Consider the following 25,679-nt stretch of genomic DNA (forward strand, 5'->3'; position numbering starts at 1 on the left):
CGGCAAGATGCACGCCCCGCCAGGCGGGTGCATCCGATTTCGGCCAGCGGGGCAGTGGAAGTGTCGGGGGTGGGTGATAAGGGAACGCGGCAGGTAGGGTGGCGGGTTCGTTGATCCGCAGGTCGGGTCATGAGAGAAGGGCAGGGATGGCCGTGACGCAGCAGGCGAAGGCAACGAAGGCAGCGGTGGACCTCTCCGGGGACGTGACTCAGGACGTCGGTCCGGGGGCGAGCGAGGGAGCGGGCGCGCGGGAGATCGCCTCCCTCACACCGATGATGCGGCAGTACCTGGAGCTGAAGGCCCTCCACCCGGACTCGGTGCTCTTCTTCCGGCTGGGGGACTTCTACGAGATGTTCTTCGAGGACGCCGTCAAGGCCTCGGAGATCCTCCAGATCACCCTCACCGCGAGGGCCAAGGGCGCGGACAAGGTGCCCATGTGCGGGGTGCCGTACCACTCGGCGCGCCGCTACATCGCCCGCCTCATCGGAGAAGGCCTGAAGGTGGCCATCTGCGAGCAGGTGGAGGAGCCCGGCAGCGGGCCGGGCATCGTCCGGCGCGAGGTGACGCGGGTGATTACGCCCGGCATGGTGCTGGACGAGGAGGTGCTGGAGCCGCAGGCCAGCAACTTCCTGGCCGCCGTGTGCTGGGGCGAGCGGGGCTGGGGAGCGGCGCTGCTGGAGGCGTCCACCGGTGAGTTCCTCGCCCTGGAAGCGGCCACCCTGGCGGAGCTGGCGGAGGCGCTGTCTCGCGTGGAGCCCCGGGAGCTGCTGGTGCCGCAGGGGCAGCGGGGCTCGGCGGAGGTCGCGCAGCTCTGCGGCCGGCTGTCCCGCACGCCGGCGGTGGCGGAGGGAGAGGCCGCGGCCTTCGAGCCCACGCGGGCGGCGGGCTACCTGCGCGGCCACTTCTCGGTGCAGTCGCTGTCCGCCTTCGGGCTGGATGACGCGCCCCTGGCCACGGGGGCGGCGGGCGCGGCGCTGCGCTACCTCAAGGACACGCAGAAGACGGCCGCGGCGCACGTGGACCGGCTCAGCCGCCAGGAGCGCGCCAGCCATCTGCTGATGGACGAGTCCTCCCGGGCCAACCTGGAGGTGTTGCGCTCCCAGCGGGACGGCGGGCGCAAGGGCTCGCTGCTGGGCGTGCTGGACCGGACGGTGACGAGCCTGGGCGCGCGCAAGCTGGCGCGCTGGCTTTCGTCGCCGCTGGGGGCGCTGCCGGAAATCCACGCGCGGCTGGACGCGGTGGAGGAGCTGTCCGGGCGCAGCGTGTGGCGCGAGGAGCTGGCCACCCTCCTCAAGGAGGTGGGCGACCTGGAGCGGCTGTGCGGCCGGCTCTCGCTGGGGGCGGGCAACGCCCGAGACTTGCGCGCGCTGGGCGTGTCGCTGGCGCAGCTTCCCCGGGTGGGGGCGGCGCTGGCGCGGTGCCAGTCCGCGCTGCTCCAGTCGCTGGCGGGGCCCCTGGGCGCACTGCCGGAGCTGGCGGAGCTGCTGTCCCGGGCGGTGGCGGACGAGCCGCCGGTGACGCTGAAGGAAGGCGGGATGATCCGCCCCGGCTTCCACGAGGAGCTGGACCGGCTGGTGGCGCTGTCCACGTCCGGCAAGGACGTGCTGCTCCAGATTGAGGCGCGGGAGAAGGAGCGCACGGGCATCTCCTCGCTGAAGGTCCGCTACAACAAGGTCTTCGGGTACTACCTGGAGGTGACGAAGGCGAACCTGCACCTGGTGCCCTCGGACTACATCCGCAAGCAGACCACGGTGGGGGCGGAGCGCTTCGTCACGCCGGAGCTGAAGGAGTACGAGGAGCAGGTGCTCACCGCGGAGGAGCGGCGGTGCGTGCTGGAGCTGCAGCTCTTCGAGGAGCTGCGGGCGAAGGTGGTGGCGGAGGCGCCGCGCATCCGCTCGGCGGCGGAGGCGGTGGCGGCGTGTGACGCGCTGCTGTCCTTCGCTCGCTGCGCGGCGGAGTACGGCTACACGCGGCCGGAGGTGGACGCGTCGGAGGTGCTCCACATCACCGCCGGGCGGCACCCGGTGGTGGAGCGCATGCTGGGGGCGGGGGAGTCCTTCGTCCCCAACGACGTGCGGATGGACCCGGAGGACGCGCAGCTCCTGGTGATTACCGGCCCCAACATGGCCGGAAAGAGCACGGTGATGCGTCAGGTGGCGCTGACGGCGCTGATGGCGCAGGCGGGCTCGTTCGTCCCGGCGAAGGCGGCGCGCATCGGCCTGTGCGACCGCATCTTCACGCGCGTGGGCGCGGCGGACAACCTGGCGCGCGGGCAGTCCACCTTCATGGTGGAGATGACGGAGACGAGCCACATCCTCCACCACGCCACGCGCAAAAGCCTCATCATCCTGGACGAGATTGGCCGCGGCACGTCCACCTTCGACGGGCTCTCCATCGCCTGGGCGGTGGCGGAGCACCTGCATGACAAGGTGGGGGCGCGCGCGTTGTTCGCCACGCACTACCACGAGCTGGTGGACCTGGCGCGCGAGCGGCCGAAGGTGAAGAACCTGTGCATCGCCGTGAAGGAGCAGGGCGGCAAGGTCATCTTCCTGCGCAAGCTGGTGCCGGGCGGGGCGAGCCGCTCGTACGGCATCGAGGTGGCGAAGCTGGCGGGCCTTCCGCCCGAGGTGGTGACGCGGGCGCGGGAGCTCCTGCAGAACCTGGAGTCGGGCGAGCTGGACGACGCGGGCCGGCCCCGGGTGGCGGTGCGGCAGCCGGCGCGACGGGGCACCTCCAACGGGCAGCTGGGGCTGTTCGTGGCGGAGCCGGCGCCCGCGCTCCAGGCCTCCTCCTCTCCGGCGCCGTCGCCCGCGCAGCAGAAGGTGATGGACATGCTGAAGGCCGTCACCATCGACAGGATGACGCCGCTGGATGCGCTGAACCTGCTGGCCCGGTTGCAGCGGGAGCTGGAATAGGCAGGCGGGTGGGGGCCTGTGGGCCCCGCCTGTCGGTCAGATTACAGTCCGTTTCGAGTCACTCCCCGAAGGGGCTGTTCGTGCAAATGAATGCGAGTCCATGAGGCTGGCATTCATCTGTGTGGGAGTCCTGACCGTGGGCTGCGCCGCCCGTGGCGTGCCCGAGCGACCCGCGGCCGTTCCGGCGAGCACCGCGCAAGTTCGTGCGCCCATCGTCTTCGAGGGGATGTGTGACGCCTCCGGGGCGGTGGCCCTGGGGGGCGAGAAGTTCGTGGTGGGTGACGACGAGGACAACGTCCTCCGCGTCTATGACGCCCGGCGGGGCGGGGTGCCGGTGCAGAGCGTGGACCTCTCACCGGACCTGGAGTTGCCCATCAAGAAGAAGGTACCGGAGACGGACATCGAGGCGGCCACCGGGCTGGAGTCGCTGTCCTTCTGGCTCACGTCGCATGGCCGCAACAGCTCCGGCAAGAAGCAGCCGAGCCGCCTGCGCTTCTTCGCCACGCAGGAGACGGAGAGCGGCCCGAAGCTGGTGGGCCGGGCCTATACGCAACTGCTGGATGACCTCCTGACGGACCCGCGGCTCGCCCGGTTCTCCCTGGCCCAGGCCGAGGCGCTGCCGCCGAAGTCCCCCGGCGGGCTGAACATCGAGGGCATGACGGCGATGCCGGATGGGAGCTCCCTCATCATCGGCTTCCGCAGCCCCGTGCCCGAGGGGAAGGCGCTGGTGGTGCCCATCCTGAACCCGAAAGAGATGGTGCGGGACGGAGAGCGGGCGCGGCTGGGCGAGCCGAGGCTGCTGGACCTGGGCGGCCTGGGCATCCGCTCGCTGTCGTGGTGGCGCGGGCGCTACCTCATCATCAGCGGGGGCACCGCGAGCGAGGCGACGTCGCGCCTGTACACGTGGCGCGGAGGGGACGATGCGCCCGTCGCCGTCAGCGAGGTGGACCTCACCGGGCTCAACCCCGAGGCCTTCTTCACGCCGGAGCAGGCGGACGAAATCCTGCTCCTGAGCGACGATGGCGCCGTCCCCCTCGACGGCGTCGAGTGCAAGCGGCTGAAGGACCCGGCGCGCAAGCGCTTCCGGGGCGTGTGGGTCCGGCTTCCGCCGGAGCAGACCTGAGCGGGGCCTGCCTGGGCCCACCCGCGCGCCGCGCGCAGGTGGGGTACGCTGGCGGCCGCATGCAGCTCGCCATCCCCCATGCCCCCAGGAAGGTGCGACTGACACAGGTGCCCGGCGCGGTGGGGCGCCTCGTGCGAGGCGTGGTGCTGGGCCTCGCCGCCATCGCGCTCCTGGGCGCGGGAGCCGCCTGGGCCGGGCGCTTCTTCGTGGAGGAACAGGCCTTCGTCGCGCGGGCGGAGGAGGTGGAGGGCCTGTTGGTGGCCTCGCGGCTGCCACCTCCGGACGCCCGCGACGGGGCGGAAGGGGCGCTGGAGGTGCTCTACACCTTCCAGTCCGTGGAGCACTCGGTGTCCGGCGTGACGACCTTCGCGGAGTACGCGGAGGGGCTGGGGCGCGGCGCGCGGGTGCAGCTGCTGGTGGACCCCCACAGGCCGGACCGCCCCCGCGAGGCGGGCTTCGCGCGGGCGCGGGCCTCGCGCGTGGGGTGGCTTCCGTGGGGGCTGGGACTGGGCGTGCTCGCGGCGTTGGGCCTCTTCGCGCGGGAGGTGCGGCGGCTGTGGCGGGCGGAGGTGGAGCCGCTGCGGACGGGCGCGCTGGTGTGGCTCACGCCGGAGGGGCCGCTGCCGGAGACGCGGCGTGAAATCGTGTTCCCCGCGCACTACTTCCGGCAGGACGTGAAGCACGAGGTGCGCGCGCGCGTGCGGCCCGGAAGGGCGCCGGTGCGCAACGGGGAGAAGGTGCTGGCGGCGGTGGTGCCCCGGCAGCCCGGGTGGGCGCGCGTCATCGACCAGGACCTGGCGAAGACGCTGGGCTGGGTGCGCTGACGGGAAGGCCGTGGGGGCCGAAAATTTGCCGGTGACGTGGGGCCGTGTGACACACGCCTGTAGCTCCCAGTCCGCCGGAGGAACCCATGCGCCTCGCTCTCGTGCTGCCCCTGCTGCTGCTGCTCGTCCCGGGCGCGGTGGGAGCGGCGAAGCGGAACGAGGCCGAGGAGGCCTACCAGGGCGCGCGGCGCGCGTACTACGCGCTGAAGGACGACGCGGCCCGGCGCAAGCTGCGCCACCACTGGCTGAACGTGGTGCGCAAGTTCGAGGCGGTGGCGAGCCAGCACCCGAAGTCCGAGCGCGCCCCGGATGCCCTCTTCACCGCGGCGGATCTGCTCCAGGAGCTGAGCCGCGTGTCCTTCGTGGAGGAGGACCTGAAGGCGGCCATCACCCACTACAACAAGCTGCTGGCCGCGCACCCGAAGCACCGGCTGGCGGATGACGCCGCGCTGGCGCTCGCGCGCATCCAGGTGAACCGGTTGGATCAGCCGGACGCGGCGCGCCGCACCCTGACGGAGGCGCTCGCCAAGAGCAGCAAGGGGGACCAGGCGCGGAACATGAAGGAGCTGCTGGCCACGCTGCCTGCTCCGAAGGCAGCGCCGGTGCAGAAGCCCGCGCCCGTGAAGCCCGCCGCCGAGTCCCGGCCCACCGCCGTGGCCCAGGCCGGGCGTCCCGGCTCCTCGCTGGTCGGTGCCATCGAGAAGCTCGCGCGCGAGCCGTCGCCGATGATTCCCCGGCTGGACCCGAACGCGCCCGCGAGAGCCGAGGCCGGCGCGGGTGAGGAAGGGAAGGGACTGGACGAGGCGGTGGCGGCCGCCCTGGCGGCGAAGGAGGCGAAGCCCTCCACGTCGAAGCGGACCTCGGATGAAGAGGCTGCGGCCCGGGACGCGAAGTCCAACGCGGAGGAGCCGCCCGCGGCCGTGGCCTCCGTGCAGAAGAAGCCCTCCGTTGACGTGGAGGCCGTCCGGGAGCCGAAGCCGGCCGCGGCCGAGTCGAAGCCCGAGGCCGTCGCGGCGCGGGACGTGAAGCCCGAGCCCCCGGCGAAGGGGCAGACGAAGGCCTCCGAGGCGCCGTTCGACATCACCGTCGCCGCTCCCGAGCCGCCGAGGCCCATCACCCGTCCGGTGGACGACCGGGTGGCGCAGGCGCGGCTGAAGGCGGTGGCGAAGCAGACTCGCAGCGCGGAGCTGACGCTGGCCGAGCAGCTCGGGCTGAAGGTGCGTCGCGTCATCATCGACCCGGGGCATGGCGGGCACGACACGGGTGCCATCGGCAAGGGCGGCACGCGGGAGAAGGACGTGGCCCTGACCGTCGCGAAGAAGCTGGCGGAGGAACTGCGGGAGAAGGGGCTGGAGGTGGTGCTGACGCGCGACGATGACCGGTTCATCCGGCTGGAGGACCGGGCGAAGTTCGCCAACGCCGAGCACGGAGACCTGTTCATCTCCGTCCACTGCAACGCGGCGGCGAGCCGGAAGCTGCGGGGCATCGAGACGTACACGCTGAACACGTCGGCGGACCGCTACTCCATCCGGCTGGCGGCGCGGGAGAACGCGTCGTCGGAGAAGGGCATCAGCGACCTGCAGTTCATCCTGGCGGACCTGGCGACGAAGGCGAACACCGAGGAGTCGTCGCGGCTGGCCAACCAGGTGCAGCGCTCCCTGGTGTCGGGCCTGTCCCGCAGGTACTCGGGCATCAAGGACCTGGGGCACAAGGAGGCGCTGTTCTACGTGCTGCTGGGCGTGAAGATGCCGGCCATCCTGGTGGAGACGTCGTTCCTCTCCAACCCGGAGGAGGAGGAGCGCCTGGCCTCGGGCGAGTACCAGTCCGAGCTGGCGAAGGCGATTGCCCACGGCGTCGAGGAGTTCATCGGCGACCGCCGCCGCGTGGCGAAGGTGGACTGAGCGTCCACGGCCCTCAGCTGCGCCGGGGCCTGGCCTTGCGCCCCGGGGAAGCCGGGGCCTTCGCCGCCGGAGCCGGGGCCAGCGCCGCGTCACCGCCACACGCCGCGGCGCGCCCGAGCAGCAGGTCCCGCTCGCGGACGTTGCGGGTGAGTGAGGCCGCGCGCTCGAACTCCGCGCGCGCCTCGCCGAGGCGGCCCAGCTTGAAGAGGAAGTCGCCGCGCACGCTCGGCAGCAGGTGGTAGCCCGCGAGCGAGGGCTCCGACGTCAGCGAATCGACAATCTCGAGCCCCTTCTCGGGCCCTGACGCCATGGAGACCGCGACCGCGCGATTCAGCTCCACGACGGGGGAAGGGGAGACGCGGGCCAGCACGCCGTAGAGCTCCGCGATGCGCTGCCAGTCCGTCTCCTCCGGCGTCCGCGCTCGCGCATGGCAGGCGGCGATGGCGCCTTGCAGCACGTACGGGCCCGGTGCCGCGCCTGGCTTCCCGGCGCGCTCCAGCGCCGTGAGCCCGCGGCGGATGAGGAGCTGGTCCCAGAGCCCGCGGTTCTGGTCGAGCAGCAGGATGGGCTCGCCCGATGGGCCCACCCGCGCCCGTGCGCGCGACGCCTGGATTTCCATGAGGGCGACGAGCCCGTGGACCTCCGGCTCCTGGGGAACGAGCTCGGCCAGGATGCGGCCCAGCCGGAGCGCGTCCTGGCACAGCTCGGGCCGCATCCAGTCGCCACCGGCGGTGGCCGAGTAACCCTCGTTGAAGATGAGGTAGATGACCTGGAGCACCGAGGACAGGCGCTCGGCCAGCTCGGGCCCGCGGGGGACCTCGTAGGGGACCTTCGCCTCGGCCAGGGTCCGCTTGGCGCGGACGATGCGCTGCGCGACGGTGGGTTCCGGGACGAGGTACGCGCGGGCAATCTCCTCGGTCGTCAGGCCTCCGAGCAGGCGGAGCGTGAGCGCGACGCGCGCTTCGGTCGACAGCACGGGGTGGCATGCCGTGAAGATGAGGCGAAGGAGGTCGTCGCCGACGTCTTCGTCGATCATGGCGTCCAGATCCGGCGTGGCCGCGTCCTGCCGGGCCTCCATCTCGTGGCCGAGCTCCTCGTGCTTTCGCTCGAGCTGCTTGCCCCGGCGCATCTGGTCGATGGCGCGGTGCTTCGCGGTGGCCATGAGCCACGCGCCGGGGTTGTCCGGTACGCCCGTCCGCGGCCACTTCTCGAGCGCGATGACGAGCGCGTCCTGTGCGAGCTCCTCGGCCAGGCCGACGTCGCGCACCATCCGCGCGAGGCCGGCGATGAGCCGGGCCGACTCGATTCTCCAAACCGCGTGGATTGCGCGATGCGTGTCGGAAGCCGTCATGGCCTCCGACTAGGGCATCTCCCCCCGCCGGTGCAAGGCACGAGGCGGGTGTCATGTCTAATTGCGACGCGACTCGGAGATGGCGCGCAGCTCCTCCTCCTTCTTCCGGACCTCGCCCGACGGGTCGCTCGCCGCGAAGTCCTCCGGGGAGAAGACCTGGCGGATCTCGATCTCCGACTCCGTGCCCTCGGGGTTGGGCACGCGCTTGACCCACTCGATGGCCTCTTCCTTCGACTTCACCTGCCACAGCCAGAAGCCGGCGATGAGCTCCTTCGTCTCGGCGAAGGGGCCGTCGATGACGGTGCGCTTGTTGCCCGAGAACCGGACGCGCGCGCCCTTCGTGCTGGGGTGGAGCCCCTCTCCCGCGAGCAGGATGCCGGCCTTCACCAGCTCCTCGTTGAACTTCATCATCTCCGTCAGGAGCTTCTCTCCCGGCATGACACCCGCCTCGGAGTCCCTGGTGGCTTTGATCAGGATCATGAAACGCATGGTCGTGTCTCCTTTCGAGCTTCGGGTTTCTACTCCCACGTCGAAACAGGCCCCGGCGGATCGACATGAATTACGAACGATTTTCCGGACGCGGCCAGGCGGCCGTGATTCCTGGAGTGGGGCAGGTGAACGGATGATGAGTGCTGAAGCTTTGTCCAGGGCGCGGCTGGGCCGCATGCACGACGTCATGGCCGGTCATGTCGAGCGCGGTGAGCTGCCCGGGCTCGTCACGCTTGTCAGCCGGCGGGGCGAGGTGCATGTCGATGCCATCGGCACGAAGGCGGCCGGCGGGGGCGGCCCCATGCGGCGCGACACGCTCTTCCGAATCACCTCCATGACCAAGCCCATCACGGCCGTGGCGGCGATGATTCTCGTGGAGGAGTGCCGGCTGCGGCTGGATGAGCCGGTGGACCGGCTGCTGCCCGAGTTGGCGGACCGCGAGGTCCTGAAGCGGCTCGACGGGCCGCTCGACGACACCGTGCCCGCGAAGCGGCCCATCACGGTGAGGGACCTGCTCACGTTCCGGATGGGCTTCGGCATCATCATGGAGCCGTCGAGCTCGTACCCGATTCAGCAGGCCATGAACGCGCTGCAGCTCGGCATCGGTCCGCCGATGCCGGCGACCCCGCATGCACCGAACGAGTGGCTGCGCCGGTTCGCCACGCTGCCGCTGATGCACCAGCCCGGCGAGAAATGGATGTACGACACGGGGGCCCAGGTGCTGGGCGTGCTGATTGCCCGCGCCTCGGGCCAGCCGCTGGAGACGTTCCTCCGCGAGCGCATCTTCGAGCCGCTGGGAATGAAGGACACCGCCTTCAGCGTGCCGGAGTCGAAGCTGGAGCGGCTGGCGAGCTGCTACCGGTTCAATCCGGAGACCTCGGCGCTCGAGCTCCAGGACGGTGCGGCGGACGGCCAGTGGAGCCGCCCGCCCGCGTTCCCGAGCGGGTCCAGCGGGCTGGTGTCGACCGTGGACGACTACCTGGCCTTCGGCCAGATGTTGCTGAACGGAGGGAGGCTCGGGCGCGAGCGCATCCTGTCGCGGCCCACGGTCGAGCTGATGACGACCGACCACGTCACGCCCGCGCAGAAGGCGGTCTCCAGCTTCGCCCCCGGCTTCTGGGACGACAGTGGCTGGGGTTTTGGCGTGTCGATGGTGACGCGCCGTGACGACGTGTCGATGGTTCCCGGGCGCTTCGGCTGGGCCGGCGGCTTCGGGACGATGTGGTTCTCGGACCCCCGGGAGGCGCTGGTCGGAATCCTGATGACGCAGCGCCTGGTGTATCCGGGGACGTCGGGGGCCATCGTCGACTTCGGGAACCTCGTCTATCAGGCCATCGACGACTGAGCTGTCCCGGGACGGGCCGGCTCAGGCCGGCCGTTCGATGCGGCCGTCCGCGTGACGGGCGAAGCGCCCCTCGTCACGCGGGTGGACGGGGTCGTCGCTCTGCCACGGCCAGCCGCCGAAGCCCGTGCGCTGGTAGTCGGCGAAGGCCTGCTGGATTTCCTGCCGCGAGTTCATCACGAACGGGCCGTACTGCACGACGGGCTCGCCAATGGGCTTGCCTTGCAGCATGAGCAGCTCGGCCGCGTCGGCCCCGTTCTCCAGCTCCGCCGCCACGTCGGCGCGAAGCTCGATGGAGTGGGACGGCGGAATGGCGCGGCCGCCCACGCGCAGCCCGGAGCCCTGGAAGAAGTACAACATGCGGTTGCTGCCGCGCGCCGCCGCCGGCAGCGTCCAGCGCGCGCCGGGCGCCAGCTTGAGCGTCCAGATGGCCACGTCCGCGTCCTCGCGCGAGGCCCACGACTTCGGCGGCGGCGGTGGCGCCGTCACGCCGCCCAGCCTGCCGGCGACGACGGTGACCTCGGTGGTGCGCCCCGCCTCGTCCTTCGCGACGTGCCGGGGAATGACGTGGTTCCAGAGCATGGAGAAGTGCGGCGCCGCGAGCTTGTCCACCCGGGGCAGGTTGAGCCAGATCTGGAACAGCTCGACATGATTGGGCTTGTCGCGCTGGAGCAGCGGGAACATCTCCGAGTGCCGGAGCCCGGCTCCCGCGGTGATCCACTGCACGTCACCGCCGCCGAAGCGGGCCGCCGCGCCCAGCGAGTCCGAGTGGTCGAGCAGCCCGTTGCGGACGATGGTCACCGTCTCGAAGCCCCGGTGCGGGTGCTGGGGGAAGCCGGGGACGACGGTGCCGTGGTACATGTTCCAGCCGTCCCGGCCGTCGAAGTCCTGGCCGAGGTTGCGGCCCGCCAGCGAGGCGGCCGGGCCCAGGCGCTCGTTGCCCGCCGGGTACCGGTCATCGTGGTGGACACAGAAAAGGAACGGATCCGGCGTCCGCCAGGGCATCCCCTGGAGTGGGGCGACGTTGATGACCGCGCTCGGCTGCCTGCTCTCCTGCTGACCCATTCCTTGCTCCTCCGTCCGTCCGGAACCACGCGAGCAGCCCGTGGCCGTCGAGACTCCCGCCGCCGCGATCAACTTCAGCGCCGCTCTCCGGCTCACTTCGTCCAAGGCCCACCTCGCGTTCGAAACTGGCCGGGTTCATTAATCCCCGGGGTGTCCTCTTCGCAACGCCGGTGCTGGCAGCCGGGCTCGCTACCCGGGCTCCTTCAGCAGCCAGTCGACGAAGGCGCGCGCCGCGGGCCGCAGCCGCCGGTGTGCCGGGTACACCACGTAGTAGCCGAAGCGCGCGGGCATGGTGGGCCCGGGCAGCCGCACGAGGCGCCCGTCGGCGAGGTAGGGCGTGGTGATCTGCTCGCGCGCGAGCGCCGCGCCCAGGCCGTGCACCGCGGCCTTCAGCGCGTCGGTGGTGTCGCTGAAGCTGTACCGCTCGTCGAGCCGGGCGCCTCGCACGCCCGCGGCGCGGAACCAGTCCTGCCAGCCCTGGCGCGAGAGGTCCGACACCAGCGGCAGCCTCGCGATGTCGGCCGCTTCGTGGACGTCCTGGAGGCCGGGCAGCGCCGGAGCGGCCACCGGGAACAGGGCGTCATCCATCAGGTGGAGCGCCGTCAGGCCCGGCCAGTGGCCCTCGCCGTGGCGGATGCCGAGGTCGGGGCCGCCGTCATCGAACCGGGTGAGCGCCACCTCCGTGTCGACGTGGAGGCGGATGTGCGGATGCGCGGCGGCGAACCGCGGCAGGCGTGGCAGCAGCCAGGTGTAGGTCAGCGAGTGCAGGGTGGTGATGCGCACGAGGTCGTGCTCGTCGCGCGCGGCGCTCAGTCCGCGCAGGACGTCGTCCAGGGCGGACATCGCGCTGCTGGCGGTGTCGGCCAGCTGGCGGCCCTCGATGGTCAACGACACGCCGCGCGCGTGCCGCTGGAAGAGCGCCACGCCGAGCAGCGACTCCAGCCTGCGCACATGGTGGCTGACCGCGCTGGCCGTCAGGTGCAGCTCCTCCGCCGCGTGGGCGAAGTTCTGGTGGCGGGCGGCGGATTCGAACGCCGCCAGGGCGGGGAGCCAGTCCGAGCGCGAGGTCATGCGGAGCCTCAAATCATACTTGTGGCTGACCGCAATAGGATGCGCTTGTGAGGAAAATGCCCGGAATGAATATACGGCGCGGACAAAAGCAAGGTTGGTGTCATCGCCATGAATGCTCCGCCGCTGGCCCGTACTCCTTCTTCCTCGCTTTCGGGCGCATGGCTCACGCCGCTCGAGCTGGGGCTGCTGGGCGCCATCTGGGGCGCGTCCTTCATGTTCATGCGCGTCGCCGCCCGGGACTTCGGCGCGCTGCCGCTGGTGGAGATCCGGCTGGCGCTGGGCGCGCTCGTGCTGATGCCGTTCCTGTGGCGGGCGAGGGCGGCCCTGACTCCGACGCTGTGGCCGAAGCTGGCGCTGATTGGCGCCATCAACTCGGCGGTGCCGTTCGCGCTGTTCGCGTGGGCCGCGCAGCGGGCACCGGCGGGAATCGGCGCCATCACCAACAGCATGGCCGCGCTGTTCACCGCGCTGGTGGCGTTCCTGTTCTACGGAGAGCGCATCGGCCGCCGGCGCGCGGTGGCGGTGTTCGCGGGCTTCGTGGGCGTGGTGATTCTCGCCAGCGGCAAGGCCGCGGGCGCGAGCATCGGTGAGGCCGCGGCGGCGGGCACGACGGCCGCGTTCCTGTACGGCATCGGTGCGAACATGGTGCGGCGTCAGCTCACCGGATTGCCGGCGGGCGCGGTCGCCGCGGCCACGCTGTCCTGCGCGGCGGTGCTGATGCTGCCTTTCGCGGTGGCCACCTGGCCGGCACAGCCGATTCCGGCGGTGTCGTGGCTGTCGGCCGGGGCGCTCGGGGTGCTGTGCACGGGCCTCGCGTACGTCGTGTTCTACCGGCTCATCCAGCGCATCGGCGCGGCGCAGGCCGTCACCGTCACCTACATCGTGCCGTTGTTCGCCGTGGCGTGGGCCTGGCTGCTGCTGGGGGAGCCGATGACCCTGACCATGCTCATCGCCGGTGTGCTCATCCTGGGCAGCGTGGCGCTGAGCCAGAAGCAGGCGGGGTAGGCGGGGCCGCCCGGTGGGGCCTGGAGGCCCTGGCCACCCGGGAGGCCGGCCAGGACCCTCCGGCGGCCGGGGAACTCAGTTGTCGAAGCAGGGGCCGACCCCGCGCACTTCGATGGTGGCCCACTCGGCCGCGGGGCACTCCTGGGCAATCGCGACCGCCTCTTCCCGGGTCCGGCAGTCGAGGAGGAAGAAGCCGCCAATCATCTCCTTGGCTTCGGTGAACGGGCCATCGCTGATGCTGCGCTTGCCGTTGCGGACCTCGACGCGGACTCCGTTGGAGTCGGCCTGGAGCGAATCGCTGGCCATGAGGAGGCCTCGGGCCTTGAGGTCCTCGCCGAAGCGCACCATCCGCGCGTAGACGTGCTCCCCTTCCTCACGAGTCCGGGTCCGCCGCTGACCGCGCGGCTCCATGATCAACAGCATGTACGGCATGGGTCGTTCTCCTTCCGCGCGCAGCCTAGCCCAGCTGCTCCTGCCCCGTGGTGTCGTTTCTCCGGCGGGGAACCGTGTGGGTAAGGCCACAGCTCCCCGCACCGCCCGCTCGGCGCTCTCGGGGTTCGTCGCGGCCGGCGCCGGACGCCAGCGGACGCCCGAGGCCCGGAGTGCGCTCAACGAGCGCCCCTCCCGGGCGGGGCGCTTCCCTGATACCGGCGGGCCACCCGCGAGCGCAGGCTGAAGGCCACGCCCCACTCGCGGGTGAGCTGCTCGGCGCGTGCGTTCAGCTCCGCCCGGGAGCGCTTCTTCGCGTCCGGGAGTCCGACCAGGATCTGATTGGCCGACTCCTCCACGGTGAAGGCATGGAGCTGGGCGAAGCTCTCCTGCCACGTGCGGGCCATGGAGGAGTTCCACTTGCCCGGAAACCTCAGCACGTTGCCGATCACCACGCCGCCCGGTGCGAGGCGCGCGCGGGTGGCCTGGAGGAACTCCCGCGTCGCCAGCGCCGGGGGGATGCCCCGGGGCCCGTAGGCGTCCAGGAGGATGGCGTCATAGGGCGGCCCGGGCGTCGCGATGAACCGCCGCGCGTCCGCGACGTGTGCGTGGAGCGCCGCGTCCTCGCGGAAGCCGAAGTAGCGCCGGGCCACGTCCAGCACCTCCGGATGGAGGTCCACCGCGTCGATGTGGGCTTCGGGGAGCACGGTGCGGAGGAACATGGGAATGGCGCCACCTCCCACGCCCACCACCAGGATGCGGCGGGGCTCCGCCACGAAGGCCAGTGCCGCCACCATCGCCCGCGTGTAGTCCGACTCCAGGCGCAGCGGGAACCCCGGCCACACCACGCTCTGCGACGCGCCCAGCCAGCCGAACTGGAGATAGCGCCGGCCCTCTTCGTCCTCGCTGACGATGAGGAGGCCCGCCGACGACTTCGCCACGTGCAACACCTTGCGAGGGTGCTCGAACGCACGAGCGACGCGGGCCTGGGCCATCACGGCACGGCGGGTCCTGCCTTCCGGCGGACGGCCCCCCCGGTTCAGTCGATGCCAGCAGGTGAGGGTGGGCCTCCAGGGAGCGGTGCTCTCCCCCGGGCGCCACGGGCGCATCCACGTCACGCCGGGAGCATACGAGGAATGGGGGCTCGCGGGTGGAGCGTCTCTGATCAATCTGGTGGAACTCTTCCAGTGCATCGCAAGTGAGGGTGACTTTCCGGAGGGTTGCGCGGACTCCATTAGGATGCGGCGCATGCGTCTTTTCCTCTTCCGAGCGGCCCCCCGACTGATGCTCGTGGGACTCCTGCTGGTGGCCGGGCGTGGTGGTGCCGCCGCCGGTGACTTCGACCGCTATCTCTCCGCGGCCGTGAACCTCTATGAGAACCTGGAGTACGAGCGCGCGCTGGAGCAGCTGGGCCGGGCGAAGCGGCTCGCCTCGGGCGTGGAGCAGGACGTCGCCGTGGCGCTGCACGAGGGGCTCGTCTACGCGGACATGGGGAGGCGCGACGCGGCCCGCGCGGCCTTCCACACGGCGCTGTCATTGGACCCGGAGGCGAAGCTGCCGCTGAGCGCCGCGCCCAAGGTGGTGCGTGAGTTCGAGTCCGTGCGCGCCCGCGTGCGCAGGGAGCTGGCCCGCCGCTCGAGGACGTCGCCGCGGACCGGCGGCAAGCCGGCGCCAGCGGTCGTACCGGCGGCGCCGCCGCCGAGCGCCGTGGCCGGAGGGACGGACCGGCCCGAGCGGACACCGGCGCCGGTGGTGGTGCCCGAGTCCACGCACAGGGAGCCCGAGCCCTTCATGCCCACGGTGGAGGCGGCGCCGCGCTCGCGGCTCCCCGTGGTTCCGGTGGCGCTGCTCGGCGCGGGAGTGGTGGCGGCGGGCGTGGGCACGTACTTCGGGCTGTCCTCCCGGAGTGACGCCAATGCCGCGAGGGATGAAAAGGTCCAGATCGACTCCTGGAACCGGCTGGAGGACGCCAGGGGAAGCGCGCGCGTCGCGAACGTGCTGTTCGCCACGGCCGGGCTCGCCGCCACGGGGGCGGTGGTGGCCTGGCTGCTGTCCCCCCGTGATGAGAGCTCGGTGTCCCAGGTTGGAGCGTCCCGATGAAGCGGCTGATGGGTTGCGCCGTCGTGGCGGTGGGCGTGCTGTTCGCGTGCACCGTGCCTGAGTGGAATCCCGAAGACCGCGACTGTGATGCGCAGAGCAGGTGCATCGAGGGCTACACTTGCGTCGCGGGAATGTGCAGGAGGAACGGTGAACCCCTCCCCGGGACGGCCACGCTGACGATGGAGTTGTTGCCTGGGCCCTCAACGCCCGACGGGGGGGCGGACTTCCGCTATACGGACCCCCTGCGGCCGGATGCCCGGCACCGCGACGAGGAGGTGGTGGTGCGCGTCCGCGCCAGCCAGGCGCTTCCGGACGCGGGCCCGCTGAGTGTTGCCTTGAAGGGAGTGGAGGGCCCGGAGTCCTCTCACCTCCGCGTCGGAGATTGCGATGCGGGTCCCTTCTGCAAGGAGGTGACATTCGGGCTCTGGAGCCCGCCGCTGAGGGCCTTCCGTGGGGAGTTCACCGCCACCGCATCCATTCGTGACTCGGAGGGGAACACCCTCACGGCGAGCACTTCCATTCCGGTGACACGCTGGAAGTGGTCCTTCGCCGGGAAGGCGGGCGTGATTCAGACCAGCCCGGCGATTGGGGCTGGAGGCACCGTCTACTTCGGAACGGGCGGCGCGGAGGGGCGGGTGTTCGCGCTCGCGCCAGAGGGAGTGGTGCGCTGGTCGCGGGTGGTGGGGCGGGTGACGAGCGGCCCGGCCGTGGGGGCCTTCGTCAACGGCCGGGAGCGCGTCTACGTGAGCGTGGACGCCAGCGCGGTTCATTCCACGCACACGAAGGTACTGGTGGCCCTCTCCAGCGAGGGTGCCCTCCCCATCTACGGTTGCTCCCGGCAGGCGGAGGACTCCTACGCCACACCCCTGGTCCTCACCACCACCCGCATGTCCACCGACCCCGCGGACGTCGAGACCGTGGTGACCCAGGTGGAACTGCCGAAGGTCGGCACGGAGCACGCGGCCCAGTTGGTGGCCTTCAGGCCCGATGACACGGGGACGAACCCGTGCATGGAGCCGATACCGAGCACGGACGACAGCCCCCCCGTGTTCGGGGGCATGGTGGCTCATGGCCTCGACGTGTACGCCACCGGGTACCCTGGCATCCAGGGGTTCCGCTTCATCGCGGATGGCTGGGTGAAGGTGCCTTCCGCCACGTCCAACATGCCGTGGGAGATGTCGGGCCTCGCACTCTCGCGGAATGCCACCCATGTGGTCACCGCGGGCGCCGATTTCGACGATAGCCAGAGTGCCGTCATGCGTACCCTGACGAACGCGGGCAATCCTGATGCTGGCGTGGAGTATGTGGCAGCACGGGGGGAGCCCCCCATTCGCGACCTCGTGCTGGGGGCCGCCGATGGAGGAGAGACCCTCTACTTCGGCCATGACGCGGAGGACGGAGCGTTGACCGCGGTGGGGCTGGTGGACATGGCGAGGCTCCGGAGCGTGCCTGGGGCGGGTGTCATCCCGAACGCACCGGTGCTCGGTGCCGCCGGGGTGCTCTACACCGCGAGCGGACCTCAGTCGCGCGGAGCGGAGGTGAGCGCGTGGGAGGCCTCCACGCTGAAGCTCCTGTGGCGGTTGAGCGATTCGGTGGCCCCGGTCGCCGGCTGGCAGTCCTCTTCCACGGTCTTCTCCTCGCCCTCTCCAGCCCTGGACTGCGCACGGGCCCGGAGCGGCTCGGCGCGTGATGAGGAGCTCGGCACGCTGTACGTCCCAGGAGCCGATGGCGTCCTCTACGCCATCATCGTGGACTCCAGGGGACTGGACACGAACGCGCCGTGGCCCCGCTTCCAGCACGACGCGCGCAACACGGGCAACGCCGCCACGCCCCTGGCCTGCCCGTGACGGGGGCCGGGGGATGTAACCCGGCACCCGTTCTGGCGTACCGGGATCATGGACGCCTCCCCGCTGTCCTGGGAAAGTCTCGGTGCAATGCAACTCGGCAAGTACCAGCTCGTGCGAAAGCTCGCCGCCGGGGGAATGGCCGAGGTCTACCTCGCGAAGGCCGCGGGGCCCATGGGCTTCGAGAAGACGCTGGTCCTCAAGCGCATCCTCCCGGCGCTGGCGGAGGACCCGGACTTCGTGGCCATGTTCCTCGGCGAGGCGAAGCTGGCCGCGCAGCTCGACCACCCGAACATCGTCCAGGTCTTCGACTTCGGTGAGGCCGAGGGCAGCTACTTCCTGGCCATGGAGCTCATCGACGGGCCCAACCTGCGCCGCTTCGTGAAGCATGGGACGACGCGGCCGCTGCCACCGGCCCTCTGCGCGAAGGTGGTGGCGTCCGCGGCGGAGGGGCTGGCGTACGCGCACGAGTTCTGCGACCCCATCACCGGCGAGCCCATGAGGCTCGTCCACCGGGACGTGAGCCCGGCCAACATCCTGGTGTCACGGCAGGGCGCGGTGAAGGTGGTGGACTTCGGCATCGCCAAGGTGGCGGGGCAGGAGCACCGCACCCAGGCGGGCGTGGTGAAGGGGAAGCTGGCCTACATGCCACCCGAGCAGCTGCAGCTGAAGAAGCTGGACCGGCGGGCCGATATCTATGCGCTGGGGGTGGTGCTGTACGAGCTGCTCACGGGAAAGCGGCCGTACGCCGTCAGCAGCGAGGCGGGCATCGTGAATGCCGTCCTGAACGACCCGTTCATCCCCGCGTCGCTTCGGAGGCCGGACCTGCCCGCGGCGCTCGTGCACATCCTGGACCGGGCGCTGGAGAAGGACCGCGAGCGGCGCTACCCGGACTGCCGTGCGTTCCAGCACGACCTGGAGCGCTTCGTGCTGTCCACGGGCGAGCCGATGGGCGCGTACCAGATTGCCCGGTTCGCGGCGCGAATCGCGGCGGAGGGTCCGGACGGGCAGGGGGTGCAGCCCGTGACGCCATCGCCCGGGCAGGCCACCCGTCAGGAGCGGGCGGGCCGGACGCCCGTGGAGGACTCGGTCCCCACGACGCCCGAGGGGCCGTTGCAGGGGACGGAGGCCACCCGCAGGGAGCGGGCGGGCCCGGCACCCGTGGAGGCCTCGGCACCCACGACGCCCGCGAGGCCGTTTCCGGCGGCGGAGGTCACCCGGAGTGACGCGTCCACGAAATCCACCGAGCGGGTCGTCACGTCAGCCCCCTTTGACCATCAGGGGAGGGCGGAGACGGACGACGGAGGCTGGACGAAGTCGCTGGGAGTCGCGTCGCGGAGGCTGGCGTCCCCCGGGATTTTCCTGCTGGCGGTGGGGTTGGGGGGGCTGCTCGCGCTGGGCATTGGCACCTTGTCGCGAGCTCGTGAGCGCGCGGCCCCCATGCCAGCCGCCGGGGCCGGTGAGAAGCCTGCCCCGCTGGTGCCGCCGGTCCCAGCGAGCGAGGCGACCCGTGGGAGTGCTTCCGAGGAGCGCGAGCCCGCCAGGGCCACGGCTGAAGAGAGCGAGCCCGCCGCCGTCCCGCCCGGCGTCCACCCGGCGCTTCCTCTGGAGCCCCCGGAGCGCCCGGCAGGGGAGCCCCAGCAGGCGCCGCGTGAGTCGCCTCCGCCCGCGCCCCGCGCCGTGGGCAGGGGCACCCTGGAGTTCCGCATCCGGCCCTATGCCGACGTGTTCGTGGATGGGCGCTCGCTCGGACAGACGCCCCTGTCACCCATCCGGCTGGCCGAGGGCCGCCACACCGTGAAGGCCGTCAATCTGAAGCTCGGGAGGGAAGTGACGAGGACGGTGGAGATCCAGGCGGGCCGCACCGCCCTCTTCAAGATCAACCTCGAGGATCCGGAAGGGGACGTGTCCCCGTAGCCGCGCGGCTCGCTGGTGCCGGGCAGGCGGATGACCTGGCGGGCGCATGGCTGGCGGTCCGGGGATGCCGGCGGGGAGCCCCGGGCCGTGGCGTCCCTGGTGCCCGCGGGGCCCGCCGAGGCATCATCCCACGCTCATGAGCGACACGAACGACGACGGCCGGCCGTCATCCACCGCCGCGGTCCGCTCGGAGCTCGCGGAGCTCCGGGAGCGTCTCGCGGCGACCTCGGACGCCGGCCGCCCGGAAGCGGTGGCCCGGCGGCGGAAGACGGGCCAGCGCACGGCTCGGGAGAACATCGACGACCTCGTCGACCCCGGGAGCTTCGTCGAGTACGGGGGGCTCGCGCTCGCGGCGCAGCGCTCGACCCGCTCCATGGAGGACCTCATCCGGGCCAGCCCCGCGGACGGCATCGTCTGCGGGCTCGGCACCGTCAACCGCGCCCTCTTCGACGACGAGCGGGCGCGCGCCCTGGTGCTCGCGTACGACTACACGGTCTTCGCCGGCACCCAGGGGCTCGTGGGCCACCGGAAGCTGGACCGCATGCTCGCGCTCGCCGCGCAGTGGCGCGTGCCGGTGGTGCTCTTCGCCGAGGGGGGCGGCGGGCGCCCGAACGACACGGACACGCACACCGTCTCGGGGCTGGACACGCCCAGCTTCCTGTCGTTCGCCTCGCTCTCGGGGCTCGTCCCGCGCGTCGGAATCGCCTCCGGGCGCTGCTTCGCGGGGAATGCGGCGCTGCTGGGATGCTGCGACGTCATCATCGCGACGGACGGCAGCAACATCGGCATGGGCGGCCCGGCGATGATCCAGGGCGGCGGTCTGGGGACGTTCGCTCCGGAGGATATTGGCCCCGCGGACGTGCAGACGCGCAACGGCGTCATCGACGTCCGGGTGCGCGACGAGGCGGAGGCGGTGGCCGTCGCGAAGAAGTACCTCTCCTACTTCCAGGGCGCGACGGCGCCAGGGACGTGCGCGGACCAGGAGACGCTGCGCGCGGCCCTGCCGGAGAACCGCCGCCGTGCGTACAAGATCCGCCCCATCCTCGAGACATTGGCGGACGGCGGCTCCGTGCTCGAGCTGCGCCGGGACTTCGGGCGAAGCCTGGTGACGGCGCTGGCGCGAATCGAGGGACAGCCGCTCGGGCTCATCGCGAACGACACGTTCCACCTCGGCGGGGCCATCGACGCGAACGCCGCCGACAAGGCCGCGCGCTTCTTCCAGCTCTGTGATGCCTTCGGACTTCCCATCGTGTCGCTGTGCGACACCCCCGGGTTCATGGTGGGGCCGCAGGCCGAGACGACCGCCCTGGTGCGTCACGTCTCCCGGATGTTCGTGGGGGCCGCCAGCCTCTCCGTCCCGTTCTTCAGCGTCGTCCTGCGGCGGGGCTACGGGCTCGGGGCGCAGGCGATGGCGGGCGGGCACTTCCACGCGCCGGTCTTCAACGTGTCCTGGCCCACGGGCGAGTTCGGGGGGATGAACCTGGAGGGCGCGGTGCGCATCGGCATGCGCAAGCAGCTCGACGCCATCGAGGACCCGGAGGCCCGGGAGGAGATGGCCCGGGCGATGATTGCCGAGGCACACCAGCGGGGAAGGGCCATCAACATGGCCTCGCTCCTGGAGCTCGACGCGGTGATAGACCCCGCGGAGACGCGCTCCTGGATTCTCCGCGGCCTGCGCTCCGTCCCCCGCCCGGTGCGCGAGGGACGGCGCAGGTTCATCGACACCTGGTGAGGGCCGTACCCTCCACGTTTGACCGTCATTCCGATGTCCAATCCAGCCTCCCGCGTCTCCACGAAGGTCGTCCTCCTCTCTTCCCTGGCGCTCTCCATGGGAGCGTGGGCTCAATCCGCGCCCCCCGAAGCCCCTCCGGTTTCGGGCGCCCCATCCGAGCCCGCGCCGAAGCCGCCACCATCGAAGGGGGTCACCCTCACCGCCGCGCCCGGAAGGGGCTTCACCCTCGTGGCGGATGACGGGTCGTATTCCGCCAACCTGCGCGCACGCGCCCAGATGCGGGAGACGGTGACGGGCCAGGACGTGGAAGGGGCGCCGCGGCGGTGGACCCAGGAGCAGGCGGTCCGCACGGTGCGCCTCGTTCTCCAGGGCCATGTCCTGGACCCGGACCTCAAGTACGCGCTGCAGCTCGGGTTCGGAGTCACCGACGTGGATGCGAGCTCGCCGGTCCCCCTGTTCGATGCCTGGATTGAGTACACGGCCCGGCGGGACCTGAACGTCCGCGTGGGCCAGTTCTTCGTGCCCTTCGACCGCGCGCGCACCATCCGCGAGTCGAGCCTGCAGCTGGTCGACCGGCCCATCATCATCGGCGAGCTGGCGTTGGACCGGGACGTGGGGGTGATGCTGTCCTCGGCCGACCTCTTCGGGAAGGGAGGGCGCCTGAGCTACAACCTCGGCCTCTTCGGAGGCGAGGGGCGCAACCGGGTCGGGAGCACGACGCCGGGCCTGCTCTACGTCGCCCGCTTCGCGGTGCGGCCCTTCGGCGCCTTCGACGACGACTCGGAAGGGGACCTGCAGCGGCTGCCGAAGCCGCGGCTGATGGTGGGGGTGGCCGGCGCGTACAACCAGAAGACGAACCGGCAGCGCAGCCTGACGGGCAGCACCCTCACGTTCGGCACGTTCGACTACGTGCACGCGGCCGCGGACACGGTGTTCAAGTACCGCGGCCTCTCCGTGCTCGCGGAGGTCCTCTACCGGAACGCGTCTCGTCCCTTCCTGGAGGGCGTCGTCAACGGGCAGCCCGCCCGTGAGTGGTCCCGCTCCGGCTGGGGCTACCTCTTGCAGGCGGGCTACATGCTCACCTCGAGGCTGGAGGCCGCCGGGCGCGTGGACATGGAGTGGGCGCGCTCGGGCAGCGACCCCGCGCTCGCCGCCCAGGTGGCCCAGCAGGGACGGGAGGTGGGCGTGGGCCTGAATGCCTACCTGAACGGGCATGCCTTCAAGGTGCAGGGCGACTACGCCTACCAGTTCGGAACAGCGGGGCTGGACCGCCACCTCGTCCGGCTCCAGCTCGACGCGTCCTTCTGAGACGGGCGGCACGCGCTGCCCACGGCTCCTTCCTCGCCGCATGGACAGTGGAGCGTCCTGAAGCAGGGGAGGGCGCTGCCCTCCGTGCCGGAGCCGCCAGCGGTCGCCAGCTTCTTCCGAGGGTGTCTTCTTCCGCGAAGCGGCGGGGCAGCCTCAGGAGGAGTCCGTCCATGGCGAGCAATCGTGGCGTCGTCTATCTCGGTCCCGGCAAGGTGGAGGTGCGGTCCATCGACTATCCGAAGATGGTGAATCCGCGGGGGAAGCCCATCGAGCACGGGGTCATCCTCAAGGTGGTCTCCACCAACATCTGCGGCTCGGACCAGCACATGGTGCGGGGCCGCACCACGGCTCCCGCGGGGCTGGTGCTGGGGCATGAAATCACCGGGGAGATCATCGAGAAGGGCAAGGACGTCGAGTACCTCGACATCGGTGACCTCGTCACGGTGCCCTTCAACGTCGCGTGTGGCCGCTGCCGCACGTGCCGCGAGCAGCAGACGGGCGTGTGCCTCAACGTCAACGCGGCCCGTGCCGGGGGCGCCTTCGGCTACGTGGACATGGGCGGCTGGGTGGGAGGCCAGGCCCAGTACGTCCTGGTGCCGTACGCGGACTTCAACCTCATCCGCTTCCCCAACAAGGAGAAGGCCCTGGAGAAGATCCAGGACCTGACCATGCTGTCGGACATCCTTCCGACGGGCTTTCACGGCGCGGTGTGCGCGGGCGTCGGGGTGGGGTCCTCCGTGTACGTCGCCGGAGCGGGGCCCGTGGGGCTCGCGGCCGCGGCCTCGGCGCAGCTCCTGGGGGCGGCGGTGGTGATGATTGGCGACATGAACGCGGAGCGGCTGCGGCACGCGAAGTCCGTGGGCTTCGAGCCCATCGACCTGACGAAGAGTGACAAGCTCGAGGAGCTGATCGAGGCCGTCGTCGGTGTGCCGGAGGTGGACGCCTCCGTGGACGCGGTGGGCTTCGAGGCGCGAGGCCATGGGGCCCTGCACGTGACGGAGATGCCGGCCACGGTGCTCAACTCGCTGATGGCGATTACCCGGGCCGGCGGCGCCATTGGCATTCCGGGGCTCTACGTCACGGAGGATCCGGGCGCGAAGGACGAGGCCGCGAAGCAGGGCAACCTGCGCATGCGCTTCGGCCTGGGCTGGGCGAAGTCACATCGGTTCTTCACGGGGCAGACGCCGGTGCTGCGCTACAACCGGCAGCTCATGCAGGCCATCCTCCACGGCCGGCTGCCCATCGCGAAGATCGTCAACGCCACCGTCATCCCGCTCGAGGACGCGGCGCGCGGGTACCACGAGTTCGACACGGGCGTGGCACGGAAGTTCGTGCTCGACCCGCATGGGATGTTGAAGAAGGCGGCGTGAGCCTGGAGGTGGCGGGTTCGATCTGTGTGGCGTGAATCATGGCGCCCACGGTGCCCAAGTGCCGCGCGTTTGGACATGGGGCGTATTCGGGCGCTTTCAGGCGTATCCAGACGAGCGCGCCTGCGTCGGACAGGCGCCGCTCCGGTGCGTGGAGCCCACCAGGACAGCGGGCAGCGCCCACGCTTGCCAGCACGGCACACAGACAATGCAGCGGGGAAACAGCAGAAGCGCCAGAACGCACGGCGCACCCTGGCGTGACAGCCGGCGCCGCCTGGAGGGACCAACGGCGCGCCCTGGCGTGAGCGCTGGCGTTTCTTCCAGCGTTGTCACCCGGTACCCGCCGCCGTGCTTCTGGAGCCCGCTTCCTCGGCTCCGAGGTGGTTCTCGGTGCTCGCTGCCACTGCGCGCCGGGAGGGCTCTACGGCCCGAGGTGGTGCTCGGCGTAGGCCGTGGCTGCCACCGCATACCGGGCAAGTTCCACGGCTCCCAGGTGGCGCTCGGCATGGGTTGCGTCCACCGCGCACGGACAAACTCCACGGCCCCGAGGGGGTACTCGGCACGCCCCCTGGCCACCACCGCGCGCCGGGCAAGCTCTACGGCTCCGACGCGCACCGGGCAAGCTCCACGGCTCCGAGGTGGTGCTGCGGAACCAGTCAACGCGGATGAGACAGTGAGTTCGTGAGATTACTGCGCACTCTCCAGACCCGTGCGCCTCGGCCCCTCCCCGCACCCCACCCAGGCACTGCAGGAGCTGAAGCGCTCGGCTTAATCCTCTCACGCGACATCTACGTTGACACTCACCGGTGGCCTGAACAGGGGGGAGTCCTTCCTCAAGGCGGAAGGCTCCCGGGTGGACGCGGAGGCCGGGTCAGTGGCATGAACAGGCCCGGTCGCTCGCGTTTCCACCCGGCCCCATGACCCTGGCTATGGGTGGCCCCATGCGGTTGGCTAGTGACACTCCTTGCTCCACGCCGTGGTGGCCTGAGCCGGCGAGCACCCGCCACGAGCCGCCGTTACGGCATGGGACCCGTGCACGCGACCTTCTCGGGGCACTGGACCACGGCCTTGGCGACCTCTTCCGGGCGCACGTTCTTCAACTCGTCCTGGAGGAACTGGCGGTCCCGCTCCCACGCATCGCTGATTTGCAGGTTGTAGGCGGGGAACCCATTGCAGTTGAGCAGGCTCGCGTGGATCTCACCCAGGTAGACCGCCTTCCCCGCCTCGACACGGAAGGGAATGTCCAGGTGCGTCCTGATGAGGCTGACGTGCTCGAAGGCCACCTCCCGGATTTCATACGAGCCCGGTCGCAGCTCCCTCGTGGCGAAGCGCACGCCGGAGGCCGGGGCGCTCGCTCCGAAGGAGGAGGCGGCGTCCAGGGGAACCTTCCCGACGGGGTGGAGTTTGTCGAAGTCGCTGTAGATGAAGAGGGTGGCCCTGGGATTCTCGCCGTACTTGCAGTCGTTGGAGAGCCTTCCGGAGAGGACGACCAGGCCCAGGTCCGAGCGCTCCGAGAAGCTGAAGTCGGGGCTGACATTGCGACTGGTGGCGGGGGTGGAGGCACATCCCGCCAGCGACGCCACGGCGACCACCTTGATGAGTGATTGAATCTTCATTTTTCTCCCTCGACGCACGATTGCCTTTGCCCACCCGCGAGTCCAGCACCACCCCCAGGCGCATGTCAGCCTGAATACACCCACGCCAGGGGCCCCGCCTGCACCTGGGCGGCGACGTGCTGGTCCCCGACCTCGCGGGCTGGCGGCGCGAGCGGATGCCGGAGGTTCCGGACGTCGTCGGCATCCCGCTCGTACCAGAGGGTCTTGGCGTACTGACCGGGGGTTGCTCTACCCACCGCCGTCCGGGGATGCTCCCGCCCGTTGCTCCGCCCTGGAGCGC

At 71.1% G+C, this 25,679-nt stretch carries 19 protein-coding genes and 1 pseudogene; 13 read left to right on the top strand and 7 right to left on the bottom strand.

The features are described 5' to 3' along the window. The first annotated feature begins 146 nt into the window (after positions 1-146). The 4 genes from mutS to K8638_RS12330 all read left to right on the top strand — a co-directional run bounded on the left by mutS (position 147) and on the right by K8638_RS12330 (position 6,763). Complete coding sequence (gene mutS, locus K8638_RS12315) at positions 147-2,915, top strand: DNA mismatch repair protein MutS (RefSeq protein WP_223754682.1); 2,769 nt, start codon at positions 147-149, stop codon at positions 2,913-2,915. Positions 2,916-3,015: 100 nt separating this feature from the next. After that, entirely contained in the window at positions 3,016-4,038 is a 1,023-nt protein-coding gene (locus K8638_RS12320; protein ID WP_223754683.1) for a DUF3616 domain-containing protein, read from the top strand. Between the two features lie 59 nt (positions 4,039-4,097). Continuing rightward, entirely contained in the window at positions 4,098-4,862 is a 765-nt protein-coding gene (locus K8638_RS12325) for a DUF3592 domain-containing protein (protein WP_223754684.1), read from the top strand. 86 nt (positions 4,863-4,948) lie between these two features. Continuing rightward, on the top strand, positions 4,949-6,763 hold the full coding sequence (locus tag K8638_RS12330; protein WP_223754685.1) for an N-acetylmuramoyl-L-alanine amidase: 1,815 nt from the start codon (positions 4,949-4,951) through the stop codon (positions 6,761-6,763). 13 nt (positions 6,764-6,776) lie between these two features. Here K8638_RS12330 and K8638_RS12335 read toward each other — a convergent pair whose 3' ends face one another. Together K8638_RS12335 and K8638_RS12340 are read right to left on the bottom strand one after the other, a co-directional pair. Then, positions 6,777-8,114 carry an RNA polymerase sigma factor gene (locus K8638_RS12335; protein WP_223754686.1) on the bottom strand — a complete coding sequence of 446 codons (1,338 nt, stop codon included), beginning with the start codon at positions 8,112-8,114 and terminating at the stop codon, positions 6,777-6,779. 57 nt (positions 8,115-8,171) lie between these two features. Continuing rightward, complete coding sequence (locus K8638_RS12340; RefSeq protein ID WP_223754687.1) at positions 8,172-8,603, bottom strand: YciI family protein; 432 nt, start codon at positions 8,601-8,603, stop codon at positions 8,172-8,174. Between the two features lie 136 nt (positions 8,604-8,739). Between K8638_RS12340 and K8638_RS12345 the strand changes: the two genes are divergently transcribed. Further along, positions 8,740-9,948, top strand: coding sequence for a serine hydrolase (locus K8638_RS12345; protein ID WP_223754688.1), 1,209 nt, complete (start codon positions 8,740-8,742; stop codon positions 9,946-9,948). Positions 9,949-9,969: 21 nt separating this feature from the next. Here the strand turns inward: K8638_RS12345 and K8638_RS12350 are convergent, their stop codons facing one another. Both K8638_RS12350 and K8638_RS12355 read right to left on the bottom strand, forming a co-directional pair. Next, the gene (locus K8638_RS12350) at positions 9,970-11,010 is read right to left on the bottom strand and encodes a pirin family protein (protein ID WP_223754689.1); all 1,041 of its coding nucleotides are present in this window, start codon (positions 11,008-11,010) and stop codon (positions 9,970-9,972) included. A 189-nt stretch (positions 11,011-11,199) separates the two neighbouring features. Continuing rightward, the gene (locus K8638_RS12355; protein ID WP_223754690.1) at positions 11,200-12,081 is read right to left on the bottom strand and encodes a LysR substrate-binding domain-containing protein; all 882 of its coding nucleotides are present in this window, start codon (positions 12,079-12,081) and stop codon (positions 11,200-11,202) included. 108 nt (positions 12,082-12,189) lie between these two features. On the opposite strand from K8638_RS12355, the gene K8638_RS12360 reads away from it, so the two are divergent. Beyond that, entirely contained in the window at positions 12,190-13,086 is an 897-nt protein-coding gene (locus K8638_RS12360) for a DMT family transporter (RefSeq protein WP_223754691.1), read from the top strand. 75 nt (positions 13,087-13,161) lie between these two features. Here K8638_RS12360 and K8638_RS12365 read toward each other — a convergent pair whose 3' ends face one another. Then, entirely contained in the window at positions 13,162-13,518 is a 357-nt protein-coding gene (locus K8638_RS12365) for a YciI family protein (RefSeq protein WP_223754692.1), read from the bottom strand. A 176-nt stretch (positions 13,519-13,694) separates the two neighbouring features. Next, a complete protein-coding gene (locus K8638_RS12370) occupies positions 13,695-14,510 on the bottom strand; it encodes a spermidine synthase (RefSeq protein WP_223754859.1) in 816 nt (271 codons plus the stop codon). A gap of 253 nt (positions 14,511-14,763) precedes the next feature. On the opposite strand from K8638_RS12370, the gene K8638_RS12375 reads away from it, so the two are divergent. The 6 genes from K8638_RS12375 to fdhA all read left to right on the top strand — a co-directional run bounded on the left by K8638_RS12375 (position 14,764) and on the right by fdhA (position 23,786). Then, the gene (locus tag K8638_RS12375; protein WP_223754693.1) at positions 14,764-15,615 is read left to right on the top strand and encodes a tetratricopeptide repeat protein; all 852 of its coding nucleotides are present in this window, start codon (positions 14,764-14,766) and stop codon (positions 15,613-15,615) included. Further along, the gene (locus K8638_RS12380; RefSeq protein WP_223754694.1) at positions 15,612-17,462 is read left to right on the top strand and encodes a PQQ-binding-like beta-propeller repeat protein; all 1,851 of its coding nucleotides are present in this window, start codon (positions 15,612-15,614) and stop codon (positions 17,460-17,462) included. Before K8638_RS12375 ends, K8638_RS12380 begins: the two co-directional genes overlap by 4 nt. 87 nt (positions 17,463-17,549) lie before the next feature. Continuing rightward, a complete protein-coding gene (locus K8638_RS12385) occupies positions 17,550-19,376 on the top strand; it encodes a serine/threonine-protein kinase (protein WP_223754695.1) in 1,827 nt (608 codons plus the stop codon). A 136-nt stretch (positions 19,377-19,512) separates the two neighbouring features. Continuing rightward, a complete protein-coding gene (locus K8638_RS12390) occupies positions 19,513-21,108 on the top strand; it encodes an acyl-CoA carboxylase subunit beta (protein ID WP_223754696.1) in 1,596 nt (531 codons plus the stop codon). Between the two features lie 228 nt (positions 21,109-21,336). Further along, positions 21,337-22,416, top strand: coding sequence for a porin (locus K8638_RS12395; RefSeq protein WP_223754697.1), 1,080 nt, complete (start codon positions 21,337-21,339; stop codon positions 22,414-22,416). Positions 22,417-22,586: 170 nt separating this feature from the next. Next, a complete protein-coding gene (gene fdhA, locus K8638_RS12400) occupies positions 22,587-23,786 on the top strand; it encodes a formaldehyde dehydrogenase, glutathione-independent (protein WP_223754698.1) in 1,200 nt (399 codons plus the stop codon). A 1,013-nt stretch (positions 23,787-24,799) separates the two neighbouring features. On the opposite strand, the gene K8638_RS12405 is transcribed toward fdhA, so the two are convergent. Beyond that, complete coding sequence (locus tag K8638_RS12405) at positions 24,800-25,399, bottom strand: hypothetical protein (RefSeq protein WP_223754699.1); 600 nt, start codon at positions 25,397-25,399, stop codon at positions 24,800-24,802. Between the two features lie 92 nt (positions 25,400-25,491). Between K8638_RS12405 and K8638_RS12410 the strand changes: the two are divergent. Next, positions 25,492-25,599: pseudogene (locus K8638_RS12410) on the top strand (Uma2 family endonuclease); the annotation flags it as partial. Between the last annotated feature and the right edge of the window lie 80 nt (positions 25,600-25,679).

Origin of the sequence: Myxococcus sp. RHSTA-1-4 (assembly GCF_020037125.1) — a bacterium.
In the GTDB taxonomy this organism is placed as follows: domain Bacteria; phylum Myxococcota; class Myxococcia; order Myxococcales; family Myxococcaceae; genus Myxococcus.

Excerpts from the sequence above, each read along its gene's own strand:
- K8638_RS12360 (WP_223754691.1), top strand. The coding sequence starts at position 12,190 with ATGAATGCTCCGCCGCTGGCCCGTACTCCTTCTTCCTCGCTTTCGGGC.
- K8638_RS12350 (WP_223754689.1), bottom strand. The coding sequence starts at position 11,010 with ATGGGTCAGCAGGAGAGCAGGCAGCCGAGCGCGGTCATCAACGTCGCC.
- K8638_RS12385 (WP_223754695.1), top strand. The coding sequence starts at position 17,550 with ATGCAACTCGGCAAGTACCAGCTCGTGCGAAAGCTCGCCGCCGGGGGA.
- K8638_RS12345 (WP_223754688.1), top strand. The coding sequence starts at position 8,740 with ATGAGTGCTGAAGCTTTGTCCAGGGCGCGGCTGGGCCGCATGCACGAC.
- K8638_RS12380 (WP_223754694.1), top strand. The coding sequence starts at position 15,612 with ATGAAGCGGCTGATGGGTTGCGCCGTCGTGGCGGTGGGCGTGCTGTTC.
- K8638_RS12375 (WP_223754693.1), top strand. The coding sequence starts at position 14,764 with ATGCGTCTTTTCCTCTTCCGAGCGGCCCCCCGACTGATGCTCGTGGGA.
- K8638_RS12405 (WP_223754699.1), bottom strand. The coding sequence starts at position 25,399 with ATGAAGATTCAATCACTCATCAAGGTGGTCGCCGTGGCGTCGCTGGCG.
- K8638_RS12370 (WP_223754859.1), bottom strand. The coding sequence starts at position 14,510 with ATGGCCCAGGCCCGCGTCGCTCGTGCGTTCGAGCACCCTCGCAAGGTG.
- K8638_RS12390 (WP_223754696.1), top strand. The coding sequence starts at position 19,513 with ATGAGCGACACGAACGACGACGGCCGGCCGTCATCCACCGCCGCGGTC.
- mutS (WP_223754682.1), top strand. The coding sequence starts at position 147 with ATGGCCGTGACGCAGCAGGCGAAGGCAACGAAGGCAGCGGTGGACCTC.
- K8638_RS12365 (WP_223754692.1), bottom strand. The coding sequence starts at position 13,518 with ATGCCGTACATGCTGTTGATCATGGAGCCGCGCGGTCAGCGGCGGACC.
- K8638_RS12320 (WP_223754683.1), top strand. The coding sequence starts at position 3,016 with ATGAGGCTGGCATTCATCTGTGTGGGAGTCCTGACCGTGGGCTGCGCC.
- K8638_RS12355 (WP_223754690.1), bottom strand. The coding sequence starts at position 12,081 with ATGACCTCGCGCTCGGACTGGCTCCCCGCCCTGGCGGCGTTCGAATCC.
- K8638_RS12330 (WP_223754685.1), top strand. The coding sequence starts at position 4,949 with ATGCGCCTCGCTCTCGTGCTGCCCCTGCTGCTGCTGCTCGTCCCGGGC.
- K8638_RS12340 (WP_223754687.1), bottom strand. The coding sequence starts at position 8,603 with ATGCGTTTCATGATCCTGATCAAAGCCACCAGGGACTCCGAGGCGGGT.
- K8638_RS12335 (WP_223754686.1), bottom strand. The coding sequence starts at position 8,114 with ATGACGGCTTCCGACACGCATCGCGCAATCCACGCGGTTTGGAGAATC.
- fdhA (WP_223754698.1), top strand. The coding sequence starts at position 22,587 with ATGGCGAGCAATCGTGGCGTCGTCTATCTCGGTCCCGGCAAGGTGGAG.
- K8638_RS12325 (WP_223754684.1), top strand. The coding sequence starts at position 4,098 with ATGCAGCTCGCCATCCCCCATGCCCCCAGGAAGGTGCGACTGACACAG.